The following is a 16,214-nucleotide window of genomic DNA, read 5'->3' on the forward strand; positions in this document are numbered from 1 at the left end:
AAAGCAGCCTATAAAGGCTGCTTTTGATTTTGAAGATGGCTTTCAAAAGGCTCAAGTTCGGGTAAAAATAGTAAATAAATCCATACCACTAAGTTAAAGTAAGGCACGCAGCCTAATACAGTAAAAACCTTAACTGGGTAGCCTTTAATATTTGCGTAACGATAACACTGATACGCGATTGCAAAATGTATAATCAGTAATAACATAACTAGCTGTGTCATACCTTTCTCCTTAAAAGCCCAAATAGCTTTGAAACCCACTATAAATATCAGTACTACGTCGCCAAAAGGTAATGTCATGTTTTTAAAGTGAAATGCATTAAAAGGTACGACATTTTTCATTTGATACTGAAAGTATAGGCAAGAAAGGTAATATTGGTAGTAACAAATTGTTTAATTTTGTTTATTTTGGGCTAGCTTGTTGTTGGTAAAACGTTTTATTTTTTGAAATTTTTTCAAGTTCATCTTTTACTTTTTCAACAGGTATTGGGCGTGCAATAAAGTAGCCTTGTCCATAATCAACACCTATCTCTTTTAGTGCAAAAAATATCTCTTCGTTTTCAACGTATTCCGCTACAGAGCGCTTATCGAGAGACCGACTAATATCATTTATTGCTTTTACTAACGCTAAGTCTATAGGGTCATTAAGCATGTCGCTTACAAATGAGCCATCAATTTTTACATGCTGTGCCGGAAGCTGCTTTAAATAGTTAAATGTACTAAAGCCAGTTCCAAAATCATCAATAGAAAAATGACAGCCTAAGCTATTAAGCTTCTCGATCATTTTACGAGTCGCTTTTAAATTGTTAATACTTGCTGATTCAGTTATTTCAAAAATTATCCGCGAAGGGGGCACGTTATACTTTTCAAGATTTGATTCAATTAATGGCAGTAAGCGTTCATCTAAAAATGATTGTGCTGACAAATTGATAGCAACTTGATTTAACTCTGGGTGCTTAGACACACAAGCAACGGCATTACGTATAACGCATTGATCCATCAAAAATGTGTCGTTAAGCATCTCTAAAGAGGGAATAAATTGATTTGGGTATACAAGTTCACCTTTGAGCTTTAAGCGTAAGAGCGCTTCAAAATAAGCAACTTTACACTCTTTAAAATCCCAAATAGGTTGGTAATGCAGTTCAATATTATCTTGCTGCAGTGCTTGGCGAATTTCGTGACCCCATTCAAGTCCTGTTTGAAGCGTATTGTTTTGAGCATCCTCTTTTGAATAGCAATGTACTAAGTTACGCCCTAAATTTTTGGCAATATACAAAGCAATATCAGCTTGTTTTAAACACTCATTAGGATCATTATTTTGTGTCGTAATTTGAGTTAAACCGATAGAGCAGCTAATTGTATATATCTGATCTTCTGATTTAAAAGCATGTTTTTCTATCGCGCTGCACACACCTTCAGCAATAAGATGTGCATCCAGTAAGTTCATATCAGTAAGAATTACAGCAAACTCATCGCCGCCTATTCTGCATACTAAATGGTCGTCACCAATATTTGCTTTAAATAATTTTGCTACTTCTTTTAATACTATATCGCCCTGATGGTGACCTTTGCTGTCGTTTATTATTTTAAAGTGATCGAGGTCAATATAAATAACAGCATGCTCTATGCCATCATACGTGTATTTATCTTGGCATATTTTATTAAGCTGTTGGTCGAAGTAATAACGGTTGTGTAAACCAGTTAATGGGTCATGGTGTGCTAAATGACGTAGTTGGATTTCTGCTTGTTTACGTTCGTGTATGTTGTCGATAGTGGCGGTTATGGTCGCGTTATTACGACTATTTTTGATTAGCTGTAATCTGCATTCGACCCAAATTAAATTGCCATTTTTATGGGTGAGCTTTACTTCTATTTGTTGCTGCTGCTCGCCACCATGTAAAATGTCGTTAATAGTGTAATTTAGTCTTCCTTTATCTTCGTTATTACAATAAGCGCTTAATGGGTTTTGTAGTGATGATTTAACACCAAAACCGCTTAATGTTTCCCAGGCAGGGTTAATAAAACGAATATGACCTTGTTGATCAAGCTCTAAAACAACCGTATTCAAATGCAATAAAATACGCTGATGAGCCGAAAATAACTCCTTATAACGCACTTCACTCACGCTTAGTTGCTCTACTTTGTAAGCAAACTCAGCATAACTCACCATAAAATCTTCACGTCGTGCGGCGTGGTCACACACTTTATTTAAAAATGAAGGGTCGTATGGGGCTCTAATAAAGTCGGTAACACCAGAGAGCAAAAGCTGCTCAGCGTAATCAGCATCATCACTTTCTATAATAGTAACAATAGCTTGTTTAGAATTGTGCTGTAGGATTTCTTCAACGAGTACACTCGAGCTCTCTGCACTTGATGTCGTGGCATCGAGTAGCACAATTGAAAACAGCTGTTGGTTGTAAGCGTTTAGTGCTGCTTTGGCTGAGGTAACGTGAGTAATAGCAAAGTTTAACTTTAACTGTTCACTAATTTTGTCGGCCGTATTTTGGAGTGGCTCTAATAGCAATAAATTTAGTCGGCTACTTTTCTCTAGGTGAGTAGATAGAACATTCGCAAGCACTTGAGGAAGCATGTCTTTATGTTCAAATGGTAGTACAGCATCTATCCCGTAGCTTCGGGCTGTTGTTTCGGCAATACGCTCACAGTAAATTGGCGGGATAAGTAAAATTGGGGTGTTTTTTGGTGTTTTTAATAATCCTGAGCGGATCATCCTCGAAAAGCGCCAGCCGTCAATTTTACCAACATTAATGCCCGTTACTATAATATCAACAGGGTGTTGTTTTAAAAGCTTTAAAGCTTGTTGGCTATCTTGCGCATCAATAAAGGTAAATACATTTAAGCTATCTAAAGTGGCCTTAATCGCGCGGCGTTCAGCACTACTTGCGTTTAATATTAGCAATTTAAGCTGGTTTGGCACGTGTTGATTACCTCTAATGTAACTTATAATAATTCAGCCGAACAAGAATAGTGACATTTAACCATAAGAACAAGAAAATTAAATGACAAACACGTAAACAAGACATTATAAGTTTGGCTGATTTCTTGAGCTTAATATCCGATACATATACACTTGGCGCGATTTTAAATGATGTGGATTACTAATTATGCGCGTGGCTGACTTTAGCTTTGACTTACCTGATGAATTAATAGCTCGTTTTCCTAAAGCGGAAAGAACTAGCAGCCGTTTACTTACTTTAGATGGCCCAAGCGGAACTCTAGAACATAAAGTGTTTAGCGACATACTTGATTTAGTAAACGAAGGCGATTTGTTAGTCTTTAACAATACACGCGTTATTCCAGCACGTATGTTTGGTCAAAAAGCCTCTGGCGGCAAAGTTGAAGTGCTTGTAGAGCGAGTGCTAGATGAACATCGAGTACTTGCACATGTACGCGCGAGCAAGTCGCTTAAGGTTGGTAACGAAGTTATTCTTGAAGGCAAAGCTAAAGCAATAATGGTTGCACGCCACGATACATTATTTGAGCTTGAGTTTGATCATAGCCAAAATGTGCTAGATATACTTAATGATATTGGCCATATGCCACTGCCTCCTTATATTGACCGACCTGATACCGATGCTGATCGTGAGCGTTACCAAACTGTTTATGGAGAAAAGCCAGGTGCAGTTGCTGCGCCAACAGCGGGCTTACATTTTGACGATAAGTTAATGACGGCACTGAAGGATAAAGGTGTAAACATGGCCTTTGTTACTTTGCACGTGGGTGCAGGTACTTTTCAGCCAGTACGAGTAGATAGTGTTGATGAGCATATAATGCATTCCGAGTACATAGAAGTGCCCGATGATGTAGTTGCTGCCGTTGCACAAACCAAAGCAAGTGGCGGGCGCGTAATTGCGGTTGGCACAACTTCAGTACGCTCACTAGAGTCGGCAGCTAAAGTTCACGGCGGCAAGTTAGATACGTATTTTGGTGATACCGATATATTTATTTTTCCGGGTTACCAATTTAATGTTGTTGATGCCATGGTCACTAATTTTCACTTGCCTGAGTCAACACTCATAATGTTAGTAAGTGCTTTTAGCGGACAAGACAATATTATGGGCGCATACAATACCGCAATTGAACAACAGTACCGCTTTTTTAGTTACGGTGATGCGATGTTTTTAACACGCAAGTAACAGCTTGTTATTTAATGCTCAGTAAAAAACATTAAAAACCCCAGCTTCGTTGCTGGGGTTTTTGTTTAGCGTAATAAGCAAGATTGAATTTATCGCAGCTAATAGTATTAATGAGGCAAAAAGGGTAGAATCGAGCGGTTAAATTATAGCTTGTTGGACTGTTTTTCCGACATTGAGGATGATATGAAATTTGAATTAGATTGTACTGACGGAAAAGCGCGCCGCGGCCGCTTAATTTTTGACCGTGGTGTAATAGAAACACCTGCATTTATGCCTGTTGGTACTTACGGTACTGTAAAAGGTATGACGCCAGATGAAGTAAAAGCCACTGGTGCGCAAATATGTTTAGGTAATACCTTTCATTTAATGCTTCGCCCAGGTACTGAAATCATTAAGCAACATGGTGATTTACACGACTTTATGAATTGGGATTTCCCAATTTTAACTGACTCAGGCGGTTTTCAAGTATTTAGCTTAGGCGCAATGCGTAAAATCACTGAAGAAGGCGTGTTATTTCAATCTCCAGTAAATGGTGATGAAATTATGATGTCGCCTGAAAAGTCGATGGAAGTACAGCGCGACTTAGGCTCAGACATCGTTATGATTTTTGACGAGTGTACGCCATACCCAGCAACTGAAAAAGAAGCTAAAGATTCTATGGAGTTATCTCTTCGTTGGGCTAAGCGCTCAAAAGAAGGGCATGGCGACAATCCATCAGCTTTGTTTGGTATTATTCAAGGTGGTATGTACCCAGAATTACGTGCACAATCGCAAGCAGGCTTAGAAGAAATTGGCTTTGATGGCTATGCATTAGGTGGTCTATCAGTAGGCGAGCCTAAAAACGAAATGATGAATATTCTTGATCATTGTGCGTTTAAAATGCCAGAAGACAAACCACGCTACCTTATGGGTGTAGGCAAGCCAGAGGACTTAGTGGAGTCTGTTCGCCGTGGTATTGATATGTTTGACTGTGTTATGCCAACACGTAATGCGCGTAACGGCCATTTATTTATTACCACGGGTGTAGTTAAAATTCGTAACGCAGTGCATAAAACAGACACAGGGCCACTTGACCCTGAGTGTGATTGCCATACGTGTAAAAACTATTCACGAGCTTATTTGCATCACCTTGATAAATGTAACGAAATATTAGGTGCGCGACTAAACACAATTCATAACTTACGTTACTATCAACGTGTTATGGAAGGTTTACGTAATGCGATTAGCGAAGGTAAATTAGAAGAATTTGTACAAGATTTTTATGCTCGCCGAGGCCAAGACGTGCCAGAGCTAGTAGATATAAAAAATTAAACTTTAAAATTAAAGAGGAAGTATCATGAGTTTATTTATTTCAAATGCACACGCAGCAGCTGGTCAACCTGCGGCAGGCGGTGGTTGGGAAATGCTAATTATGTTAGCTATTTTCGGTTTGGTTTTTTACTTTTTAATCTACCGCCCGCAAGCTAAGCGCGTTAAAGAGCACAAAAGCTTAATGAGTATGATGGCTAAAGGCGATGAAGTACTTACCCAAGGTGGTTTAGTGGGTAAAATTGTGAAAATTTCTGAAGAGAAAGATTTCATCGTTATCTCTTTAAACGAGCAAGCAGAAGTAACAGTACAAAAATCTGCAGTATCTGCAGTATTGCCAAAAGGCACAATGAAGTCGCTATAAAAATAATAAGGACGACCCCGTGTTAAACAAGTTTCCAGTTTGGAAGTATTTACTTGTTTTAGCTGTGGTAGCCATTGGCCTTTTATATGCCTCTCCAAACTTGTATGGTCGCGATCCGGCTATACAAGTTTCAGGTGCTAAAGGCGCTGATGTCGATCTCAGTGTTGTAGACAAAGTAAACGCAATCCTTGAAAAAAATAATGTAACCGCTAAATCGACAATACTTGAAGATGGACAAATTTTAGTTCGTTTAAAAAATGTTGAAGAACAGCTTAAAGCGCATGACTTACTGCGCGATTCTCTGAGCGATGATTACATTTCTGCCATTAATATGGCACCTGCTCAACCAGCTTGGTTAAAAGCGGTTGGTGGTAACCCTATGAAGCTAGGGCTTGATTTAAGTGGTGGCGTACATTTCACCATGGAAATCGACATGGCAACAGCGGTTGATAACCAGCTTGAGCAAATGGAACAAGATTTTCGTAGCGACCTGCGCGAAGAAAAACTACGTTACCGTAGTGTTCGCCGCGTAGCAGGCTCCGATCGTATGCGTGTAGAAATGCGTACCGAAGCAGATAAAGACGCAGCAGAGAGCTTCTTAGAAACTCGCTACCCGCTAAATGTCTACATTGATGACAGCAGTAACGATAAAGCATTCTTTGCGACAATGAGTGAGCAAAAACTCAAAGAGATTCGTGACTACGCTATCAAGCAAAATGAAACGATTATTCGTAACCGTATCAACCAAATTGGTGTTGCAGAGCCTAACGTACAACGCCAAGGCGCTGAGCGTATTATTGTTCAACTACCAGGTATTCAAGACACAGCACGGGCTAAAGAAATTTTAGGCGCAACAGCAACACTTGAATTTCGTGAAGTAGACGAAAACGCTGATATTAGCGCTGCTGCCCAAGGTCGTATCCCAGCGGGTACTGAAATGATCATGAGCCGCGACGGTTACCCTGTTGTACTTAAAAAGCGTATTATTCTAGAAGGCAGTCATATTACTGGCGCGCAATCTGGCGCTGATGAATACCAACGCCCACAAGTTAGTATTACGCTCGATAGCAAAGGTGGGGCAAAAATGAATGCCTTTACCAAACGTGCTATTGGTAAGCGTATGGCAACGGTATTTATTGAATATAAGCCATCAGGTAAAAAAGATGCAGACGGTAAAGCGCTTCCGCCTATTAAGGTAGAAGAAGTTATTAACGTAGCAACAATTCAAGCTCGTCTTGATCGCTCGTTCCGTATTACAGGCATTGATAACCCAGCAGAAGCACATAACTTAAGTTTGCTACTTCGTGCTGGTGCGCTTGTAGCGCCAATTCAAATTGTTGAAGAGCGCACAGTAGGTCCAAGCTTAGGACAAGAAAATATTGAAGCGGGTATGACTGCGGTTGCACTTGGCTTTGCGTTTGTACTTGTGTTTATGCTTGTGTACTACAAAGGTTTTGGTATGGTTGCAAACCTTGCGCTTGCGGCTAACTTAGTACTAATTGTAGGTGTTATGTCTTTAATTCCGGGCGCTACACTTACGCTACCTGGTATTGCCGGTATTGTATTAACGGTAGGTATGGCAGTTGATGCTAACGTACTTATTTTTGAACGTATTCGTGAAGAGCTGGCCGATGGCCGTAGCCCTCAACAAGCGATTCATTTTGGTTACGATAGCGCATTTAGCACTATATTCGATGCCAACATCACCACGCTAATTGCTGCCATTATACTGTTTGCAGTAGGTACCGGCCCAATAGCTGGCTTTGCAGTAACACTTGCGATTGGTATTTTAACTTCAATGTTTACAGCCATCGTTGGTACCCGTGCGGTAATCAACTTGTTTGTTGGTGGTAAACGTATTGATAAACTTTCGATTTAAGGAGCTGACATGCAAATTTTAAGTTTGGGTAGTAGAACCCTTCGTTTCATGTCTCTTCGTAAAGTGGCTATGGGTTTTTCGACGTTATTAATTTTAGCGTCGTTTGCATCAATTTTTGTTAAGGGCCTAAACTTTGGTTTAGATTTTACCGGCGGTACAGCGGTAGAAGTGGGTTTTTCACAACCGGCTGACCTTAAAAAAGTACGTGATGCACTAGCTGATAATGGTTTTGCTGATGCATCAGTGCAGCTATTTGGTTCAAGCCAAGAGATTTTAGTTCGCTTAGCACCACGCGGTAGCGATGTAAAAGCTGAAGTGATTGGTAACCAAGTAATCGACGCACTTAAAAAAGCAGACGACAGCGTAGTAATGCGCCGTATTGAGTTTGTAGGCCCAAGTGTAGGTGAAGACTTAAAAGAGCAGGGTGGCCTTGCCATGCTAACTGCGCTTATTTGTATCTTAATCTACGTTGCATTTCGTTTTGAATGGCGCTTTGCTGTGGGTGCGGTAGGTGCACTACTACACGATGTTATTATTACTGTGGGTTTATTTTCGGTATTAGGTTTAGAGTTTGATTTAACTATATTAGCGGCAATTCTTGCGGTAATAGGTTATTCACTTAACGATACGATTGTTGTATCTGACCGTATACGTGAAAACTTCCGCAAAGTGCGCATTGACGATACTGTAGAAATTATTGATATTTCACTTACACAAACACTTAACCGTACACTTGTAACTTCAATCACGACTATTTTAGTATTGATTGCTTTGTTTGCATGGGGCGGACAAACCATTCATGGCTTTGCAACTGCATTGCTGTTTGGTGTGTTTATTGGTACTTATTCTTCGATTTATGTTGCGAGCTCTGTTGCTATAGCAATGGGTGTAAGCAAAGAAGACTTAATACCAGAAGTAATTGAAAAAGAAGGTGCAGACCAAGACGCTATGCCGTAACTGGTTTTGTGCTTAATGAAAACCGCTCTTATGAGCGGTTTTTTTATGAGCGCATTTTTTTTGCGCAATAAAAATGTCATACACACTTGGTACTTTATTGCTCCAATCAAAATAGTTATTAGGCAAATACGTGACGATTCAGCGCAAAGTATTAGAGTACATTTTAAAAAGCGGTGAAATAACTACGCTGTTTCAGCCTATTTTTGATATTAGTAATCAAGTGGTTTTGGGTTACGAAGCACTTAGTCGAGGACCTAAAAATAGCCCGTTAGAAATGCCTAATACGTTATTTAAAGTTGCCCATGAGGAAGGTTTAATTTCGGAGCTTGAATTACTATGTCGCTCAAAAGCGATTGAAAACTTTGTAAGGCTTAACCTACAAGGTAAATTATTTTTAAATGTAAGCCCTAAAACACTATTAGACCCTTGCCACCCTAAAGGGGAAACACTGCACTTAATAGAGCAATTTGGCTTAGCTGCTAACCGTGTAGTTATAGAGGTTACTGAGCAAGAAAAAGTAGATGATGGCTTCTTGTTATTAAAAACGATTGCCCATTACCGAGAGCTCGGTTTTACTATAGCAATAGATGATTTAGGCGCTGGGTATTCAGGGTTAAAGCAATGGTCTGAACTATGCCCCGACTTTGTAAAGATTGACCGCTATTTTATTGATCATTGTGATGAAAGCGAAGTTAAAAAAGAGTTTTTGAAATCTATTACCGTTTTGGCTAGAGCTACTAATACTCAGGTTATTGCCGAGGGCATAGAGCGCGCAGAAGAGCTTACATTGGTAGAGAATTTAGGTATTAGTAATGTACAAGGGTTTTTACTCGAAAAGCCAAGCATAAAGCCAAGTGAGGACTTCAGCTCAGAACAGCTGCAGGCACTTTCATTTGTGCAATCAAACGCATTATTAGATCAATCAATGGCCATAGGTCGCCTATCGATTACGCAACCTGCAATAAATAGTGATACTCGTTGTAAAGATGCACATAAGCTCTTTGAGCAAGATAAATTACTTATAAGTATTGCAGTGTTAAGTACTGAAAACCAGCCAATAGGGCTACTTCACAGAGATCAATTAACAGAAGTTTTTGCAGCGCCCTATGGACATGCCCTTTACGATAAACGCCCAGTTACTGCACTTATGGACAAGCAGCCATTAGTCGTTGATGAAAACCAATTACTCGATACCGTAAGTAAGCAAATAACTGAGCAAGACTTTGATATACGCCGCCATATAGTGATAACTAGAGAAAAAGCTTATTTAGGATTAGCGCCGCTTCGCGATATTTTAAAACACATAACCGAAGAAAAAATACGTCATGCACAACATGCTAATCCGCTTACCATGCTCCCTGGTAATGTAGCAATTAATGAGGCTATAGAGCAGCGATTAAGAGGTAGTAATTCGTTTTCACTCGCGTATATAGACCTTAATCATTTTAAGCAATTTAATGACTTATATGGCTACGCTAGCGGCGACAGTGTAATTAAACTATTAGCTGATGTAACAGTGCAAGCGTGTAAAAATAGTGCTAACTTTGTAGGGCATATAGGTGGCGATGACTTTATGGTGGTGTTTGATCAGCACGACGCTGTTGATATATGTAATACCATTATTGAGCAATTTGAACACCAGTCTCGTATATTTTTTACACCTGAGCACATAAAGAGCAAAGGGTATTGGGCCACAAATCGTGAAGGAGAAAAGCAATTTGTGCCTTTACTAACGTTATCGATTGGCTTAGTTGTGCCTGATTTACAGCAATGTAAAAACAGCCATCAGGTTGCAGCACTTGCAACTGATGCTAAAAAAGAGGCCAAACGTTATCGCCATAGTTATTTGTTTATTTGCAAACGTAAAGGGCCAGCACCCGCTGTGGTGCGCTTAGCAAGCAATAAGCAGGTGATTTAAATAAAGTAGGTAATTATTATGTTGCCAATAAAAATTTCTATTAGTGTATTAACTCTGTTTGTAAGTTTTGCACTTGTGGCGCAAGAGCAAATAATTAATGTAGCTCAAAAGCAAGATGTTCAAAATGCTCGTGAAGAGTACCTTAATGAGCTGTTGGTACGTGCACTTGAGAGTGTTAACTATCCCAGTGTTATCCGAATGACCCCTATATCAGATCTGCAAAAGCGTAAGTTAATAAACCTAGATGATAACGAATTAGATATGTATTGGAGTATGAGTAGTCCAGAGCGAGAGACGCTCGCTTTGGCAATAAAAATTCCACTATTTAAAGGCTATATAGGTAAGCGAGCTTTATTAACTAATAAACAAAATGTAGCACGTTTTAAAAACGTAAAAACTCTTGAGCAGCTAGGAGAGTTTTCAGCAGTGCAAGGTCACAACTGGCCAGATACAAGAATCATGTCGTACAACGGGCTACATGTAAGGCCACTTACTAACTACCAAGCTATGTTTACTCTAACAAGCCGTGGGCGAATAGATTACTTTCCTCGCTCGTTTATTGAGGTTAATTCCGAACTTATCGAAAACAAGCAAAGTAACCTTGTTGTGGTGCCAAACTTGTACATAAGCTACCCAACGGGTATTTATTATTTTGTGACTAAAAGTAAACCTGAATTGGCAAAGGCTATTGAAGAGGGGTTAATTGTGATGCAGAAAAACGGCGAGTTTGATGCATTATTTGATGAATACTTCGCAAAGGATTTAAATACTTTACCGTATACAAAAGGCAAAACGGTTGAGATTAAACTCGATAACCCTTATTTTTAGGCACAAAAAAAGGAGCCTGAGCTCCTTTTTAGCATGCTATTAATAGCATTAAATTAGCGAAGTAACGACTCAGTTAATACTGGACGAATTTCACGAATAATTGCTTGGGTCAGTTTTGGTGAACCACAGATGATATTGCCGCTGTGGTTATAGTTATTACCACCAGCGAAATCTACAACCATACCGCCGGCTTCTTTAACCATTAGTTCGCCCGCAGCAGAGTTCCAAGGTTTTAAACCAATTTCAAAAAAACCATCAACACGGCCAGCTGCAACGTATGCCATATCTAAAGCAGAACAACCTGCGCGGCGAATGTCTGCAGTGTGTACAAACAATGCTTTAAACGCTTCAGTGTATGCGTCCATATGGTTTTTGTTTTTGAAAGGGAAGCCAGTAGCAAGTACAGTGCCTGCAAGGACCGTCGTTTTGCTAACACGTAGACGTTTGCTGTTTAACTGAGTGCCTTGACCGCGAGACGCAGTGAAAAGCTCGCCACGAATTGGATCATAAATAACAGCTTGGTCTAAACGACCTTTAACTTTAAGTGCGATAGAAACCGCGTAATGAGGGATACCTTTGATGAAGTTAGTTGTTCCATCGATAGGATCTACAATCCATTGGTAATCATCATCCTTGCCTTTATGCTCACCTAATTCCTCACCAACAATAGAGTGAGTAGGGTAAGACTGTAAAATAGTGTCACGAATTACGGCTTCGGCTTCTTTATCAATGTTAGTTACTAAGTCGTTAGCGCCTTTTTGTTGCACTTCAACTTTTGATAAATCTTCACTTGCGCGAAGTAAAATTTTGCCTGCGTTGCGCGCAGCGCGAACCGCAATGTTTAACATTGGATGCATGGTATTACCTTTGGGTTGTAAAAGAACGTTTATATATTTCAGCCGGCGTATTTTAGCGACTTTTGACATAAAGTAAACAATAAACCCCAAATACTTATGTTTGTTTTTTATACAAGATTGAAATTTGTATATATTTTTAAAAAATAATAATGAGCAATTAATAAGTCATTATGTTCCTTTATGTGTTTATTAAATCGAATTAATTTTAAATAACGCTTTACCTAAAGTTAGCTTGAGGTTTTATCGTGCTCCTAACTTAATTGATAGGACAACATAATGTATTTAGAGCACGTAAACTTAGTCGCGAGTGATATAGATAGTATGCTTAAATTTTACCGAGCTGTATTTCCACATTGGTCGATTAGAAGTGAGGGCAGAGGCGATTGGCATGGAAAACCAAGACGCTGGGTACACTTTGGGGATGACACGCATTATATTGCGATAAGCGATCATGGTGAGGCTGAAAACAGAAACTTATCGGGCCATCAAGTTGGTTTTGCACACTTTGCTTATGTAACTAGTAACTTAAATGAAGTAGTAGCACGCTTAAATAAAACGGGTTTTGGGATAAGTAAGCAAGGTAGTGAGAACCCTTTTAGAAAGAATGTTTATTTTATTGACCCCGCAGGGTTTGAAGTAGAATTTGTAGAATATTTAAGTGATATCCCAAGTGAGCGAAATAACGATTTATAATAGGTTAAGCACCGCAAAGTGCGGTGCTTAACGAGGCTTTATGAACGATTATTTCCAGCGCCAAGTTGTGTTTTTAGCTCATTAGCAAAGCTCATAAATTTTTCTTTAATTGTGCGCTTTATTTTTACTTCGACTGAGCCCATTACTGCCTTTCCTTCAATGTGAATAGTAGGACCTTGGCGTTTGTTAAGCGACACAGATTTATTTTCAAGGCTACTTAAAATACAAAACATTTTAGACACTACATTTACATGCTCTGGTACGTAAATCTCATCACTACCAAAAATACAGTTAACGTGAATAGTTACATTTTGATGCGCAAAAATGGCATCGGTAAAATCTAGCACCACCGATCCCATAAAGTTACTCAAATATATATTCTTTGGCACGACCCACTGACCGCTTCGCTCGTTAGAGCCTAAAATGCTGCGTAATGTAAAATCATCATCACTGTTTTGTTGTGCACTATAATGTGGTGTAAATTGCGATTGTTTTTCTGCTTTATATTGCTGATCAGTATTAAGTGTTAAGTCTTCTACTAAGGCTAAAAGAGCTTCGTTATTAGGTGCATCCATCGCGTTATCTAAGCGTCTCTCAAATGCATCAACAGAAATCATCCCATGACTGTAATTATAAATTAATTGATCAATTACTTGTTCGCGTACTTGCTCTATTGGGCGGTCTTCGACTTTTACAGACATGGGGCATTCCTTATTATATTTGCTATTAATACTGCTTCTGATATTTATATGCAAAGCACGCACCAAATATAATGATCTTAATTATCAAAGGTTTAATTTTCAATGATGTTTTATGTTTTGTTATATTAACGATAGATTAACCAAAAATGCAATTATCTAGTTATTTTCACTATTTGAGAAAGTTTTACCGAGTAGCCTGTAAATAGTTACACAGCTATAGATAGTGCCTTATCCCAGAATTACATCAAGCCATTGAAATATATATAGAAATAAAGTTGGCCTAAAGCTCGCATTAGTTAAAGTGTCTTTAATCAAAAGGAGAAAGATTATGAAAACATTTAACAAATCTATTATCGCAGCTCTAGTTCTTGGTACTACGGCTATGGGTGCCCAAGCAAACAGCTGGGAAAACGAAAGTAAAGATGCTTGGATTGATGGTAAGGCAGAAACAGTTCTACTTATGAACACTAATCTAAACAACTTTGACATTAACACTGATGTAAAAAATGGCAAGGTAGTACTTACAGGTAAAGTTAATAGCGAGCTTGATAAAGAGCTAGCAGAAGAACTTGTACTTAGCCTAGATGGCGTATCTGATGTTGAAAACAGCCTTACCGTTGTTAAAAGCATGGACACAAAAGATAGAAACAAAGACATGATGGACGATGATGATAACGACCTAACTGACGCTAAAATCACCACTGTAATCACAACTCGCTTCCTGTTTGATTCAGAAGTTGGTGGTACAGACATCGATGTTGATACCGACAACGGTATAGTAACTCTGAATGGCTCAGTAGAGTCTGAAGCTGAAAAACAACTAGCAGTTAAAATTGCTAAAAATGCTGAAGATGTTCGTGACGTAGTTGATAAACTATCTATTACTGCTGAATAACACAGTATAGTTAAGGCCCACTAACACTGGGCTTTACGCCTTTTTAATGCTTAATTTAAATGGAGTTTAATCATGGATATTATTCGTATAATACTTTCAGTTTTATTGCCGCCATTAGGTGTATTTTTGCAAGTTGGCTTAGGTATGCATTTTTGGCTAAATATTTTATTAACACTGTTGGGTTATTTCCCAGGGTTAATACATGCGATCTACATTATTGCGAAAAAATAATGACAGATTATATATTGTGTAAGCCGACTACTGAGGTTTAGCTAAATAAAAACTTCAGTACTGATCGGCTCACAATATTAGTTTTTAAAGTAAATATTTTTTATCAAGATCTAATTTTTAATTTACTCAAACTAAGTGATTTATTTCTTGTAACTCACTCCCTCAGCCACACCTATCGTTTACTTCAATTAAGCTTTCTAACTAACAGTAGTGTTCTGATTCTGCATTGATGCCATTTAGGACATCTTCAACATTAGTTTGTTTATATATCTACAATACGCGATTAATTACTCTATTATTAAGTGGCAATATTACCATCACTTCTAGTGTTATCATTAAACCAAGTTTTTACGCATATTGAGGTAGCTAATTGAATATTCGACTTATACTGTCAGGCGTTGTGTCATTCGTTTTTTATTTTAGTTGGGCCTACTGGGCAAACAGTACGGCAGATATTGCTAAAACGGTCACGCTTCAAGCTGCATTAGTGCAAGGTTTGTATAGTGGATTTGTAACACTGTTTTTTACCTTTATTTTAGAAAAGGTCGTCAACAAGTATAAGTCTAGTTATGTAACGCTTGCGTTTGTAACTCCAATTATTTGTATGTTTCATTCTAAAACACCACAAAACGTAGCAATACGACAAAGCTTCAATAATGCAATTAACTCTAGCGCCTCGTATTTAGGTAACAAAAAAATAGCAGGTGTACTTTTTGCGCCTATTATTCCGATTACTGTTCAATCGAGCTTAGTGATTATAGTGAATGTAATTAATGAGACACCTAATTTGGCACTTACAGTAGCTCCAAGCATATTTTTTACAGCCTTGTATGCCTACACATATATGTTAGCTTTACTTAAAAAATAGAGCGTTAAATATAAAAGACTACATGTTGAAGGAAGGTTTTTATAATTTAGTGCAGAGAATATAGTGGAAAATATCTTACGTTTTATGTTTATACCCGCCTAAAAGATTACTATTTAAGCAGTTAGCTTACTGATTATTAAAATAAAGGTTTTTGGTAGTGACAAGCACCTAAAAAGTTTTTATACTGCAGTCCGCTTTAGTCGCTCTGTGACTAAACGCTTCAAAAATTAACTGTCTTGCAGTTATATAAAAGTTGGCCCCTTAGCTCAGTTGGTTAGAGCACACGACTCATAATCGTTAGGTCCCCAGTTCGAGTCTGGGAGGGGCCACCACTTTTACAAACTTTCCAAAAATACCTACTCAAATTATTTAAAGCTACATAAATTTAATATCGTGTAATTTATTACTCTTTTTTTACCCCTAATAATAAATATAATTTAAATAAAGATAATCCATAGATTAAGCTAAGCTCTCTTAAATTTGAAATAGTGCGAATGCACTATTAAGTTCCAGCGTTAGATCGGACGCCATTCATGCTCTGTTTTGTAAATGACAATGAGCT

General features: G+C 38.4%; 15 protein-coding genes and 1 tRNA gene. 12 read left to right on the forward strand and 4 right to left on the reverse strand.

Translation table 11 applies throughout. The features are described 5' to 3' along the window. Positions 1 to 8: 8 nt before the first annotated feature. A complete protein-coding gene (locus WNY98_RS13285; protein WP_002957835.1) occupies positions 9 to 221 on the reverse strand; it encodes a hypothetical protein in 213 nt (70 codons plus the stop codon). Positions 222 to 402: 181 nt separating this feature from the next. Continuing rightward, positions 403 to 2,934 carry an EAL domain-containing protein gene (locus WNY98_RS13290; RefSeq protein WP_342878109.1) on the reverse strand — a complete coding sequence of 844 codons (2,532 nt, stop codon included), beginning with the start codon at positions 2,932 to 2,934 and terminating at the stop codon, positions 403 to 405. Between the two features lie 187 nt (positions 2,935 to 3,121). Between WNY98_RS13290 and queA the strand changes: the two genes are divergently transcribed. The 7 genes from queA to WNY98_RS13325 all read left to right on the forward strand — a co-directional run bounded on the left by queA (position 3,122) and on the right by WNY98_RS13325 (position 11,407). After that, positions 3,122 to 4,153, forward strand: coding sequence for a tRNA preQ1(34) S-adenosylmethionine ribosyltransferase-isomerase QueA (gene queA / locus WNY98_RS13295; protein ID WP_076924053.1), 1,032 nt, complete (start codon positions 3,122 to 3,124; stop codon positions 4,151 to 4,153). A 183-nt stretch (positions 4,154 to 4,336) separates the two neighbouring features. Beyond that, the gene (gene tgt, locus WNY98_RS13300; RefSeq protein WP_024600187.1) at positions 4,337 to 5,464 is read left to right on the forward strand and encodes a tRNA guanosine(34) transglycosylase Tgt; all 1,128 of its coding nucleotides are present in this window, start codon (positions 4,337 to 4,339) and stop codon (positions 5,462 to 5,464) included. A 25-nt stretch (positions 5,465 to 5,489) separates the two neighbouring features. Further along, complete coding sequence (gene yajC / locus WNY98_RS13305) at positions 5,490 to 5,825, forward strand: preprotein translocase subunit YajC (protein ID WP_002957830.1); 336 nt, start codon at positions 5,490 to 5,492, stop codon at positions 5,823 to 5,825. A 19-nt stretch (positions 5,826 to 5,844) separates the two neighbouring features. Beyond that, on the forward strand, positions 5,845 to 7,704 hold the full coding sequence (gene secD, locus WNY98_RS13310) for a protein translocase subunit SecD (protein WP_010554381.1): 1,860 nt from the start codon (positions 5,845 to 5,847) through the stop codon (positions 7,702 to 7,704). A 9-nt stretch (positions 7,705 to 7,713) separates the two neighbouring features. Then, complete coding sequence (secF, locus tag WNY98_RS13315) at positions 7,714 to 8,661, forward strand: protein translocase subunit SecF (RefSeq protein ID WP_024600186.1); 948 nt, start codon at positions 7,714 to 7,716, stop codon at positions 8,659 to 8,661. Positions 8,662 to 8,791: 130 nt separating this feature from the next. Further along, positions 8,792 to 10,579, forward strand: coding sequence for a bifunctional diguanylate cyclase/phosphodiesterase (locus WNY98_RS13320; protein WP_342878110.1), 1,788 nt, complete (start codon positions 8,792 to 8,794; stop codon positions 10,577 to 10,579). Positions 10,580 to 10,597: 18 nt separating this feature from the next. Continuing rightward, entirely contained in the window at positions 10,598 to 11,407 is an 810-nt protein-coding gene (locus WNY98_RS13325; protein WP_076924055.1) for a transporter substrate-binding domain-containing protein, read from the forward strand. A gap of 53 nt (positions 11,408 to 11,460) precedes the next feature. Here the strand turns inward: WNY98_RS13325 and suhB are convergent, their stop codons facing one another. Further along, the gene (gene suhB, locus WNY98_RS13330) at positions 11,461 to 12,264 is read right to left on the reverse strand and encodes an inositol-1-monophosphatase (protein ID WP_002957826.1); all 804 of its coding nucleotides are present in this window, start codon (positions 12,262 to 12,264) and stop codon (positions 11,461 to 11,463) included. A gap of 276 nt (positions 12,265 to 12,540) precedes the next feature. Between suhB and WNY98_RS13335 the strand changes: the two genes are divergently transcribed. Then, positions 12,541 to 12,957: a VOC family protein gene (locus tag WNY98_RS13335; protein ID WP_342878111.1), complete on the forward strand. Its 417-nt coding sequence runs from the start codon at positions 12,541 to 12,543 to the stop codon at positions 12,955 to 12,957. A gap of 38 nt (positions 12,958 to 12,995) precedes the next feature. On the opposite strand, the gene WNY98_RS13340 is transcribed toward WNY98_RS13335, so the two are convergent. Next, complete coding sequence (locus WNY98_RS13340; protein WP_342878112.1) at positions 12,996 to 13,658, reverse strand: LiaF domain-containing protein; 663 nt, start codon at positions 13,656 to 13,658, stop codon at positions 12,996 to 12,998. Positions 13,659 to 13,986: 328 nt separating this feature from the next. Between WNY98_RS13340 and WNY98_RS13345 the strand changes: the two genes are divergently transcribed. The 4 genes from WNY98_RS13345 to WNY98_RS13360 all read left to right on the forward strand — a co-directional run bounded on the left by WNY98_RS13345 (position 13,987) and on the right by WNY98_RS13360 (position 15,984). Next, a complete protein-coding gene (locus WNY98_RS13345; protein WP_024600181.1) occupies positions 13,987 to 14,553 on the forward strand; it encodes a BON domain-containing protein in 567 nt (188 codons plus the stop codon). Between the two features lie 72 nt (positions 14,554 to 14,625). Continuing rightward, positions 14,626 to 14,784 (forward strand): YqaE/Pmp3 family membrane protein, encoded by a 159-nt coding sequence (locus tag WNY98_RS13350; protein WP_002957822.1) that lies wholly within the window; start codon positions 14,626 to 14,628, stop codon positions 14,782 to 14,784. Positions 14,785 to 15,154: 370 nt separating this feature from the next. Beyond that, positions 15,155 to 15,652: a hypothetical protein gene (locus WNY98_RS13355; RefSeq protein ID WP_342878113.1), complete on the forward strand. Its 498-nt coding sequence runs from the start codon at positions 15,155 to 15,157 to the stop codon at positions 15,650 to 15,652. Between the two features lie 255 nt (positions 15,653 to 15,907). Beyond that, a tRNA-Ile gene (locus WNY98_RS13360) sits at positions 15,908 to 15,984 on the forward strand. The last annotated feature ends 230 nt before the right edge of the window (positions 15,985 to 16,214 follow it).

This window comes from Pseudoalteromonas sp. AS71 (assembly GCF_038900275.1).
Taxonomy (GTDB): Bacteria; Pseudomonadota; Gammaproteobacteria; order Enterobacterales; family Alteromonadaceae; genus Pseudoalteromonas.

Excerpts from the sequence above, each read along its gene's own strand:
- WNY98_RS13345 (WP_024600181.1), top strand. The coding sequence starts at position 13,987 with ATGAAAACATTTAACAAATCTATTATCGCAGCTCTAGTTCTTGGTACT.
- queA (WP_076924053.1), top strand. The coding sequence starts at position 3,122 with ATGCGCGTGGCTGACTTTAGCTTTGACTTACCTGATGAATTAATAGCT.
- tgt (WP_024600187.1), top strand. The coding sequence starts at position 4,337 with ATGAAATTTGAATTAGATTGTACTGACGGAAAAGCGCGCCGCGGCCGC.
- secF (WP_024600186.1), top strand. The coding sequence starts at position 7,714 with ATGCAAATTTTAAGTTTGGGTAGTAGAACCCTTCGTTTCATGTCTCTT.
- WNY98_RS13325 (WP_076924055.1), top strand. The coding sequence starts at position 10,598 with ATGTTGCCAATAAAAATTTCTATTAGTGTATTAACTCTGTTTGTAAGT.
- yajC (WP_002957830.1), top strand. The coding sequence starts at position 5,490 with ATGAGTTTATTTATTTCAAATGCACACGCAGCAGCTGGTCAACCTGCG.
- suhB (WP_002957826.1), bottom strand. The coding sequence starts at position 12,264 with ATGCATCCAATGTTAAACATTGCGGTTCGCGCTGCGCGCAACGCAGGC.
- WNY98_RS13340 (WP_342878112.1), bottom strand. The coding sequence starts at position 13,658 with ATGTCTGTAAAAGTCGAAGACCGCCCAATAGAGCAAGTACGCGAACAA.
- WNY98_RS13350 (WP_002957822.1), top strand. The coding sequence starts at position 14,626 with ATGGATATTATTCGTATAATACTTTCAGTTTTATTGCCGCCATTAGGT.
- WNY98_RS13285 (WP_002957835.1), bottom strand. The coding sequence starts at position 221 with ATGACACAGCTAGTTATGTTATTACTGATTATACATTTTGCAATCGCG.
- WNY98_RS13335 (WP_342878111.1), top strand. The coding sequence starts at position 12,541 with ATGTATTTAGAGCACGTAAACTTAGTCGCGAGTGATATAGATAGTATG.